The sequence below is a fragment of the Heyndrickxia coagulans DSM 1 = ATCC 7050 genome (assembly GCF_000290615.1).
Lineage (GTDB): Bacteria > Bacillota > Bacilli > Bacillales > Bacillaceae_C > Weizmannia > Weizmannia coagulans.
This window is the reverse complement of the sequence record NZ_ALAS01000116.1, coordinates 1-9,963: the sequence shown is the minus strand read 5'-3', so window position 1 is coordinate 9,963 and position 9,963 is coordinate 1. Positions and strand designations below refer to the sequence as shown.

6 protein-coding genes and 2 pseudogenes are annotated in these 9,963 nt (G+C 44.0%); 3 read left to right on the top strand and 5 right to left on the bottom strand.

The features are described from left to right. Window positions 1–187: 187 nt before the first annotated feature. The 3 genes and pseudogenes from IC21_RS05780 to IC21_RS05770 all read right to left on the bottom strand — a co-directional run bounded on the left by IC21_RS05780 (window position 188) and on the right by IC21_RS05770 (window position 3,223). Window positions 188–1,012: an STAS domain-containing protein gene (locus tag IC21_RS05780; RefSeq protein WP_029142947.1), complete on the bottom strand. Its 825-nt coding sequence runs from the start codon at window positions 1,010–1,012 to the stop codon at window positions 188–190. A gap of 251 nt (window positions 1,013–1,263) precedes the next feature. After that, window positions 1,264–1,623: pseudogene (locus tag IC21_RS05775) on the bottom strand (phosphoketolase family protein); the annotation flags it as partial. A 136-nt stretch (window positions 1,624–1,759) separates the two neighbouring features. Next, on the bottom strand, window positions 1,760–3,223 hold the full coding sequence (locus IC21_RS05770) for an alpha-amylase (RefSeq protein ID WP_029142945.1): 1,464 nt from the start codon (window positions 3,221–3,223) through the stop codon (window positions 1,760–1,762). 288 nt (window positions 3,224–3,511) lie between these two features. On the opposite strand from IC21_RS05770, the pseudogene IC21_RS05765 reads away from it, so the two are divergent. From IC21_RS05765 to IC21_RS05755, 3 genes and pseudogenes are all read left to right on the top strand, one after another. Continuing rightward, window positions 3,512–5,715, top strand: a pseudogene (locus tag IC21_RS05765) (MMPL family transporter). Window positions 5,716–5,993: 278 nt separating this feature from the next. Then, window positions 5,994–6,494, top strand: coding sequence for a preQ(1) synthase (gene queF, locus IC21_RS05760; RefSeq protein WP_014096661.1), 501 nt, complete (start codon window positions 5,994–5,996; stop codon window positions 6,492–6,494). An 11-nt stretch (window positions 6,495–6,505) separates the two neighbouring features. Continuing rightward, window positions 6,506–7,162, top strand: a complete 657-nt coding sequence (locus tag IC21_RS05755) for a queuosine precursor transporter (protein ID WP_014096662.1) — start codon at window positions 6,506–6,508, stop codon at window positions 7,160–7,162. Between the two features lie 519 nt (window positions 7,163–7,681). On the opposite strand, the gene IC21_RS05750 is transcribed toward IC21_RS05755, so the two are convergent. Both IC21_RS05750 and IC21_RS17540 read right to left on the bottom strand, forming a co-directional pair. After that, window positions 7,682–9,427 (bottom strand): ABC transporter ATP-binding protein, encoded by a 1,746-nt coding sequence (locus tag IC21_RS05750; protein ID WP_013860845.1) that lies wholly within the window; start codon window positions 9,425–9,427, stop codon window positions 7,682–7,684. A gap of 293 nt (window positions 9,428–9,720) precedes the next feature. Further along, window positions 9,721–9,849: a hypothetical protein gene (locus IC21_RS17540; protein ID WP_257677698.1), complete on the bottom strand. Its 129-nt coding sequence runs from the start codon at window positions 9,847–9,849 to the stop codon at window positions 9,721–9,723. Between the last annotated feature and the right edge of the window lie 114 nt (window positions 9,850–9,963).

Below are 9,963 nucleotides of genomic sequence, written 5' to 3'. Positions count from 1 at the left end.
TGTTTCCCCCTCTTTTTAGGGGGAAAATTTTTTTATCCTTTTTTCAAACCCTTGGGCTACAAGGAGTCTGTAACATCGCAATTACCTCTTTTCTTAAACCATATCGGGACGGCTGCGTTTCAAAGGGGGCTCCTCCCCGGATCTCTATTTTCCAAAACGGGATGCCCGGATGGCTGAAAAAACGCCATCATTCCGGCATGAGTTCCAGTTTTGAGTGGATCGTTACGTCATTAAAATCAATGCCCAATTGAATGGCAGTTTGCGCCACCTCTGGACGGATGCCGGAAAGAATGCTTTTTACCCCGATTAACCGCAGCGTCTCAATCAGCCGGAAAATTTGCTGGGCGACCATCGTATCGATGACGACCACGCCGGATAAATCAATGTACAGAAGGAGAACGCTTTTTTCTGCGCATTGTTCGAGTGTTTTTTCCAGAATAATTTTCGCACGGTTGGAATCAATTTCCCCGACAAGCGGCAGCAGCGCGGTATTTTTGCCGACCATAATGACGGGGGAACTCAGCTCTTTAATCATTTCCTGCTGGGACTCCAACCGCTTTAAGGAATAATGGTGGTTTTCTTTCATAAACCAGAGCATGACATGTTCGAATGTCCGGATGATCGCCCTTCTCCAAAAATTCAGTTCCTCGTATGTATATTTTCCCTCGTGGGCTGCAACAAATGAATCAAACAGATCGAGATATTGTTCCTGCGTGTGGAAGAACTCGCGAAAAATAAAGTGGTTCGGTGTGGAAAGATGCTCTTCATCCTGTGCAACGTTCATTACCCACTTTTCAAAATGGTGTAAAAATGTATCTTCATCTTTTAAAAACACTTCACAAAACTGGACGTGGAACTCGTGGTTTTGCTCTTTCAGTTTTGCAACCACTTCGGGGTCGGTGGACGCATAAACCCCCTGCACGGTGCTTTTGTCGAGCGATGCGTACCAGTCTTCCGTCAATTGCCATGTTTTTTCAAGGAAAAATTGATGCAATGCCTGTCTTAGCTCCATTTTATCACCCGCATGATGTAAGATTTAATTGATTATCATTATCATTTTCGCAGTTTCTTGTCCTTTTATTTTAAAATAAAATTCTATTTATTGAAATAGATATATTGTATTTGGAAAAGAAAAAACCCATTTCCTCTATAGGATGCAAAAAAAACGGTGGGACACGATTCATGATGGTGTCCCGCCGTTTTTATGGTTTCAATGAGACTTTTTTTCAGCGGCTTCGAAACGCCGGCCGGATTTTCCTGCTGTTATTTTAACGCTTGCCACTGCCAGTTTTCGATTTCCGGCAGATCAGTGCCTTCTTCGCGGATGTACGCGTGATGCTTTTGCAGCATGCCGTCCATTTCGCTGATGAGGGTTGCATGCCGGGATGCATCGGGCAGGCTTGACACCACTTCTTTTACAAGGTCAAACCGGTCCATCTGGTTCATCACGCGCATATCAAACGGCGTCGTGATATCCCCGTTTTCACGGTAGCCGTGCACATGCAGATTGCGGTTTGCACGATCAAAGAACAAGTCTTTGATCAGGCTTTCGTAGCCATGGAAGGCAAAAACAACCGGTTTGTCCTTTGTAAAATAGGCGTCGAACGCTTCATCCGAAAGGCCGTGCTAAAAAAAAATCCGGGAATGACCTGGAAGCGGGCGGGGAACGATGCCGCACATTGGTTGAGCATGCCAGCGACTGAATTTGGGAAAAAGAATGAAACAAGCACCGTTCCAGAACATGGAACAGTGCCCCTCCTTAGTTTTCGCCCGTTTCCTGTACCCAGACAGAAACGCTGCCGCCGTTCACCGGAAATGCCGCATAGCCGTCTTCGCCAATTGTAATTTTTTCCTGCCGGTTGCCGGTGGCGTCCACCCAAACCTCGCCAGCGCGCTCTTTTCCGGCAAGCATTCTTTTTTCGCCGTTCTCGCCGTTTGAGATGACGACGGCACAGCCGGAATGCGGCATCTCCGGAACGCCGCGGCGTACCCAGCCGATGGTGTTCGGATGGTCAAAATAATCATCCTGCTCGCCATACGCTTTTTCCCGCCGGACAGATAAAAGCGGGGAAAGGGCGCCTTTTTTTCCGGGAATCGGATGGTCGCCGCCGATGCCGTACATATCCCCGTAAAAGACGCACGGATAACCGTCTTTCCGCAGCAGGATCAAAGCATAGGCGCTCTGCTTAAACCAGTCGTCCACCCATGATTCCAGCGATTCGTTCGGCTGTGAATCATGATTATCAACAAACGTAACAGCATTCAGCGGGTGCGTTTGAACGAGTGTATCATGAAAAATCGTCGTGAGGTCAAACGCGCGCCCTTTTTTAGATGCTTCATGCAATTTATAATGGAGTGCAACATCGAACAAATCGATTTTAAACTGGACATGGTCGAGGTATTTTTGGCACGCTTCCAGCTGCGGATTCCAGAACTCGCCGACAAAATAAAAATGGTCTCCGCGGTGTTCCATTAAGGCAGCGGCAAAGTCGCGGATAAAGTCATGGTTGATATGCTTAATGGCATCGAGCCGGTAGCCGTCACAACCGGTCGTATCGGCCAGCCATTTTCCCCATTCGATCATTTCTTTTTTTACATCCGGATGGTTGTAATCAATGTCCGCGTACATCAAGTAATCAAAGTTTCCAAATTCGTTGTCAACATGCTCACTCCAATGCTTATTTTCCCCGACAATACGGAAAATGCCGTTCCGCCCTGTCCGGTTGTCGTAATCGACGCCACTGAAATGGGTATGATTCCACGTAAAATCAGAATACTTGCCTTTCCGGTTTGTAAAATTGAACTTTGTCCAGCCTTCTATTTCAAACGGTTCGGAAATTTCTTTGTTGCGATCCATCGGGTCGACCTCCACCACTTGGAAAGATTCGGTTTCATCCGCGCCCGCTTTATGGTTCATGACGACATCGATATAGACCTGGATATCGTGCTCGTGGCAGGCGTTGATCGCTTCATGTAATTGCTGTTTTGTCCCGTACTTTGTCCTGACGGTGCCTTTCTGGTCAAACTCCCCGAGGTCGTAATGGTCGTACACCCCGTAACCATTGTCCATGTCTGACTGTCCTTTTGTCACCGGCGGAAGCCAGACGGCATCAATCCCGCTTTTCTTTAATTCAGGCGCCATTTCTTTCAGCCGGTTCCAATGGCTGCCGTCTGCTGGCGTATTCCATTCAAAAAACTGCATGATTGTATGATTCCGTTCCAAGAAAACTGCCCCTTCCAAAAGAAGTAATAGTTGATGCGTTTAGTATAAGTGAACATGAAAAAATTTTCAATCAATTATGATTTTAAGCATGACAAAAGGCGAAGAGAACAAAGGTACTATTCCCGCTTTCGTTTCACGAAAACATCTTTTTACAAGCAGGTTTTCCTTTTGTTTTTCCAAAAATGGTTTAAATCCAGCCCCCGGCTCTCCTTTGCGCCCCGATTTGGTTGTTTGGCCGGTTTATCTATAATAATATAGTGATAAGTCTGTAAAAAGGGTGGGAAACCGATGAAGAATGTGCTGGAAAAGTTTACGGGAGCATGCGCCGGAAGGAGAGGGAGATGGGTAACGCTTGCTGTATGGATCCTGGCCGTGGCCGTTTTGTCTGCCGTTTTTCCGAATGTGAATAAAGTAACGGATAACAGCGCAGCAAATCTGCCGGCTTCAGCCATGTCCGACCGGGCTGAAAAGGTGGCCGAAAAACAGTTTCCGGATGCAGGCACGCCGCTTCTTATCGCCTGGTACCGCGAAGGCGGCCTCTCGCAGCAGGATTACGGAACGATTGCTAAATTGTACGCGGATTTAAAGAAAGACCCGCTTCCCGCACAAAGTTTTATCCCACCGTACGAAAAAATGCCGTCGCAGGTACTGGGCAGCCAGGCTTCAAAAGACGGCACAACGATTGCCACGCCGGTATTTTTGAAAAAGAATGCAGGGACGGATGAACTTTCCGATAACTTGAAAGAATTGAAGAAGAGAGTGGCATCCTTCGAATCGAAAGCCGTTTTGAACAAGAAACTGGCGGATGCCGGCCTGCATGTCCGCTTCACAGGGCCTGCGGGCATTTCCACGGATGCGGTGTCGCTTTTTAGCAAAGCGGATATCACCCTGCTGGTTTCGACCGTGATGCTTGTGCTCGTGCTGCTGATTGTATTGTACCGGTCGCCGATTCTGGCGCTTGTCCCGCTCATCGGTGTCATATTTGCTTACGGGGCAATCGGGCCGGTTTTGGGTTTTCTTGCAAAAGAAGGCACCATTACAGTGGATTCCCAGGCCACTTCGATCATGACGGTCCTTTTATTCGGAGCCGGCACGGACTACTGTTTATTTCTCGTTTCGAAATACCGGGAATGTTTGCTGGAAGAAGAAGACAAGATAAAAGCGCTGGACACGGCCATCCGGCATTCGGGCGGCGCGATCATGGTCAGCGCGATTACGGTCGTGCTCAGCCTGTTCACATTGCTTTTTGCGCACTACGGGACGTATCAGCGGTTTGCTGTTCCGTTCAGCCTTGCCATCTTTATCATGGGCATTGCTGCATTGACACTGCTGCCGGCGCTGCTTTCCATTTTAGGCCGGGCTTCTTTCTTTCCGTTTATTCCGAGAACAGAACAAATGGCCAGCGCCCTGGAAGCGAAAAAAGGGAAAAAGATCCGCCGTCATGCTGCGCATGGGAAATGGAGCCGGAAAGTGGGAGAAGCGGTCACAAGAAAGCCTTGGCTGATCATTGTGCTGAGCGTCATCATTCTCGGCGGGCTCGCTTCCTTCGTACCGAAAATCGCGTATACGCAGAACTTGATCGAGTCGTTCCCGAAAGATATGCCGTCACGTGAAGGCTATGAAATCATCGCAGACCATTTTTCGCCGGGCGAGCTGGCGCCTGTCCAGGTAATCGCAAATACGGAAGGAAAAGGCGCGAATGTAAAGGCAGCGCTTGAAAAACTGCCGTTTGTTGACACCGTAACCGGGCCGCAATACGGGAAAAAAATAAACAATATGAATCTTACAATGTAAGATTAAAAGATAACCCGTACAGTGAAAAAGCAATTCAATCCAACCCGGTGATACAAAAGCAATTGCAAAAGGCCGGCCTGTCCAAAAACCAAATCTGGATCGGCGGCGTTACCTCTTCCCTTTATGATACGGCAAAGGTGACTGAAAGGGATATGAAGGTCATTGTCCCGTCTGTCATTTTCATCATTGCCATTTTGTTGCTGCTGTATTTGCGGTCACTCGTTGCCATGGTTTACTTGATTGTGACAGTTCTGCTTTCCTATGTGGCGGCATTGGGCGCAGGCTGGCTGCTGATCCATTATGGGTTGGGCATTTCTGCCATCCAGGACCTTATTCCGCTCTATGCATTTGTATTTCTTGTCGCTCTTGGGGAAGACTACAATATTTTCATGATCTCGGGCATTTGGAAAAACAAACAGCATTTGCCGCACAGGCGCGCGATTGCCCTTGGCGTCACAGAAACAGGTGCCGTCATTACCTCAGCCGGGCTGATTTTAGCCGGAACGTTTGCGGTTTTAACGGTGCTCCCGATCCAAATATTGGTCCAGTTCGGCATTGTAACCGCGATTGGCGTTCTGCTGGATACCTTTGTCGTCCGCCCGCTGCTCGTGCCGGCGATTACCACCGTGCTCGGCCGCTATGCTTTCTGGCCGGGAAAATTATTTGCGAAAGCGGAACCTGTAAAAAGTGAAGACTGATCGCTTTTATTTCGAATGAATGAAAGATTCTCTCGTTCAAAGGGTTTACAGGCGCCGCACCATTTTCTAAAATGGTAAGGAACACCTACCCGACCGGGAGAGGTATTGAACAGTTGCATAAGCATGAGGTTCATAGCAAACCCTCTATAAAAAACTATGGATAAATGGATCAAAAAGCCATGTCCATACGGGATGTGGCTTTTTTCATCTTATTCTGGCACGGGTCTGCGCCTCTCTTGGAAAAAATGAGGGGAACATTTTTGACAGGAGGTTTTTTTATGGCTGGAAGAAAACAAGAAGAAGGATTGCAGGACTTAACGTTGCTCGGCAACCAAAAAACAAGATACCCGGCGGATTACGATCCCGGGGTATTGGAGGCGGTTGACAATCTGCATGCGGACCGTGACTATTTTGTAAAATTCAATTGTCCGGAATTTACAAGTCTGTGCCCGCTTACCGGACAACCGGATTTTGCAACCATGTATATTTCTTATATACCGGACAAAAAAATTGTCGAAAGCAAATCTCTGAAACTGTATCTTTTCAGTTTCCGCAACCATGGCGATTTTCATGAAGACTGCGTCAATATCATCATGGACGATCTCATCAAGCTGCTTGATCTCCGCTACATTGAAGTGTGGGGAAAATTTACGCCGCGCGGGGGTATTTCCATCGATCCGTGGTGCAATTACGGGAAGCCGGGCACCAAATATGAAGACATGGCCCATTTTCGCCTGATGCATCACGATCTGTATCCTGAAAAAGTGGATAACCGGTGAGGGGGATACAGATGAATGCATACTTAAATGGCATGTTTGTCGGGCTGCTGATTTTATCGAATATCATTTCTGTGAAGCTGTTTCATATTGGCGATGCGATTGTGCTGCCCGCTGCCGCCATCATTTACATTTTTACGTATCCCCTTGTTGATGTTACAGTGGAAGTTTACGGGAAAAAGGCGGGCCGGGCAACGGTCCAGGCAGGTTTTCTCACCCAAATCCTTGCCCTGGTTTTTATCGTGGCCGCCATCCATCTCCCGGCTGCCCCTTCTTTTCAGCACCAAGATGCCTTTAAAACGATTTTAAGCGGCAGTTTCCGCGTCGTGTTGGCCAGCCTGATTTCGTATTGGGTCAGCCAAAATCTCGATGTTTTTGTATTTCATAAGCTGAAAACAAGGCACGGCAGAAAAAAACTGTGGCTGCGCAACAATGCTTCCACGATGTTCAGCCAGTTGATCGATACGTCTATTTTTATCGTGATTGCTTTTTACGGAACGGTGCCGCCTGGGATGATTGGAACGCTGATTCTCACCCAGTATATTTTTAAATTTGCAGCTTCGATCATCATGACCCCGGTTGTCTATTTGCTTGTCGGCCTGATCCGCAAAACCCGGAGCGAAAATGGGTTGCAAACCGTCCCGGAAGCAGTGGAAAAAGGAAACGCATAAAACTTTACACGAACGGAAGTGGCTTCTTTTGTGCCCGGCCTGGTCGGGTATGAAAGAAGCCGCAACTGTTTCCGGCGAAATTAACGGGTTGCGAATGCCGATTTACCGATAAAAAAATCATTCCCAGCACCAACCGGAAATGAAATATTGCAGCATAAAAAGCAGCACATAGCAATCTTGCTAATTACCAGAATGAGGAAAAGTCACGACAATCAGCGGGACAACTATTGCCCAGTATGAATATGACGAAAACGGACTGCGGAACCAAACGAACACTACTATGATAAGGGCAACAATTTGTCCATGAACGTGGTATTATAGTTGGAAAATGAGGAAACAAGTATGCTTTATATAAAATTGGTTAAAAAATCATTTTAGCTCACCATTTAGCTCCAGCTGCCTACACAGAGGCAGCTGAGGATTATATTTGGCTTAGGAGAGAAGCAGATCCTAACATTTTTGGGAATAAGGCAGGTTTGGGAACTTTTTCATTTTAAACTTCTATTTTTCTTTCGAAATTCAGGATTGATTCTTATTCAGTCCTTGATGTTGAATCAAATTTCTATAATAAGCGTTGGTTTGGTATAGAGTCTCATGCTTGCCATCTCCAGTAATTTTACCATTTTCCAATACCAAAATCCGGTCTGTATTCATGATGGTTGATAAACGATGGGCAATTAAAATGACGCCCACATGTTCAGATAAATGTTTCAAAGAATCTTGTAATAAATATTCAGATTCTGAATCTAAATTGGCGGTTGATTCATCCATTAGTATAAAATCAGGTTTTCTTAGAAAAGCCCTGGCAATTGCAATTCTTTGTTTTTGCCCGCTTGATAGACGATTCCCGTACTCCCCTATCTCGCTTCCATATCCATCAGGAAGTGCTAATATAAAATCATGTGCATTGGCAAGTTTTGCTGCATGAACAATTTCTTCTTCCGTTACTGATGATAAACCATAAGTGATATTATCTTTTACCGTGCCGTCAAAAAGTTGTGAATCCTGTGGTACATAACTAAAGGACTGTCTCCATAATCCCGGCTCCACTTCTCTAAAAGAAACATGATCTAAGTACATTTCTCCTGATTGCGGTTCATAAAAGCGTTCAATAAGATTAAAGATTGTTGATTTTCCAGCCCCACTTTCTCCGATTAATGCAACGATCTCTCCTTTATTGACATGAAAAGAGATATCTTTTAAAACTTGCTCCTCATGATAAGAGAATGTAATATGAGACAATATTAAGGTGTTAAATGAATTTTTATTCTTAACGGAATTTGTTAAGAAGTGATCAGGTTCAACATCCTCATTTAGGATTTCAAAAATCCTTTTTAGAGAGCCTTTTGCTTCCTGATAAGATGTAAAAAACATATTGATATTTATAAATGGGGCAATCACTTGGAATAAGTAAATAATAAATGCTACTAATTTTCCAATTGAAATATCCCCGTTGCTGACCCGCAAGGCCCCTAATCCGACAACTGAAATGAGTAATAAGAAACCAAATGTACCCAGAAATGGACCAATAACAGCATTAAGAATCGAACTTTTAACTCCCAGTTTGTAAAGTGAATAAAATTTATCTTTCCCACTTTGCAACTCTTTTGTTTCGGCTCCAAATGACTTTACTATTTTAATATTCCTCAATATTTGTGAAGAGAACATTGTAAGTTCAGATATTCTGTCTTGTGATTTGTAGGCAATCTCCCCAAAACGTTTACCAAATGGAATAATAATAAAAAGGGATAGCGGGACAACAATAATGAGAGCAAGCGTCATTGGAATATCTAAAAACAACAAAATGACGATAGAAACACAGAGCGTAAAAAATGAGGATATTAGATCAACCATCTCATCCGTTACAATCGACGCTACAGTAGTTGTATCATTTGTTAATCTACTCACAAGCTCTTCAGATTTATTTTTCTGGTAGTATTTCATGGGCAATTGTAATGTTTTATTCCACAGTGCTTCCCGTAGATTAAATATTACTTTTTCTGCAGATACGGAAAGTAAAAATTGTGAAATTGAAGATACCACACTCTCTAATAATGAAAAGGCAATAATCCAAACGATCAGTTTGATGTCTATATTTGATTTTAACTGATCAATTAATCTTTCAATAAGCAGAGGGACAGTAAGACTGATCACACATCCCAAAAGGGAAAGAACAGATGCTGAAAAAAAGAGAATCTTAGATGGTTTAGTTGTCTTAATTATATCTACGAACGAAAGGCTGCTTCCGTTGCTATTATCATTCATATATATAAATTATCTCCTTTTTAAATATGCGGATATTTTAGAAATAGGTCTTATATTGAAATAACAGGGGGCATATCTTTTTTAAAGATATCTTTAAAAAAGATATGCAAATGAATCTATGATACTAATACTCTAGATTCATGATATAGGAATACATTGTGTGTATGAAGTATCAAAAAGATAAACTTAGCTATATACATCGTTATCATTACTCGTCACTAACCATTTAGTTAGTGCTAATTCTATCTGGAATTAACAGCATAATAAAGTATGGATATCAGTAATATTTGTAATTACTTCTTTTTCTTTTTCTTTCTCTTACTTAGATATTTCTTAGCGTCTTTTCCAGTTCTTGTAACATGTTTTTCATAAGAGATCCCCTTCATACCGATTTTTAAGATAGTTTTTACGACTATTCCCATTTTTTATCACCCTTTAATTCTAACTTAGGGCTTGCTGAATAAGCAAAAATTCCAGATTTGACAAGGATTTTGGCTACTTTTGTCGAATATAAAGTGTAAGGATTTCAAAGGAAA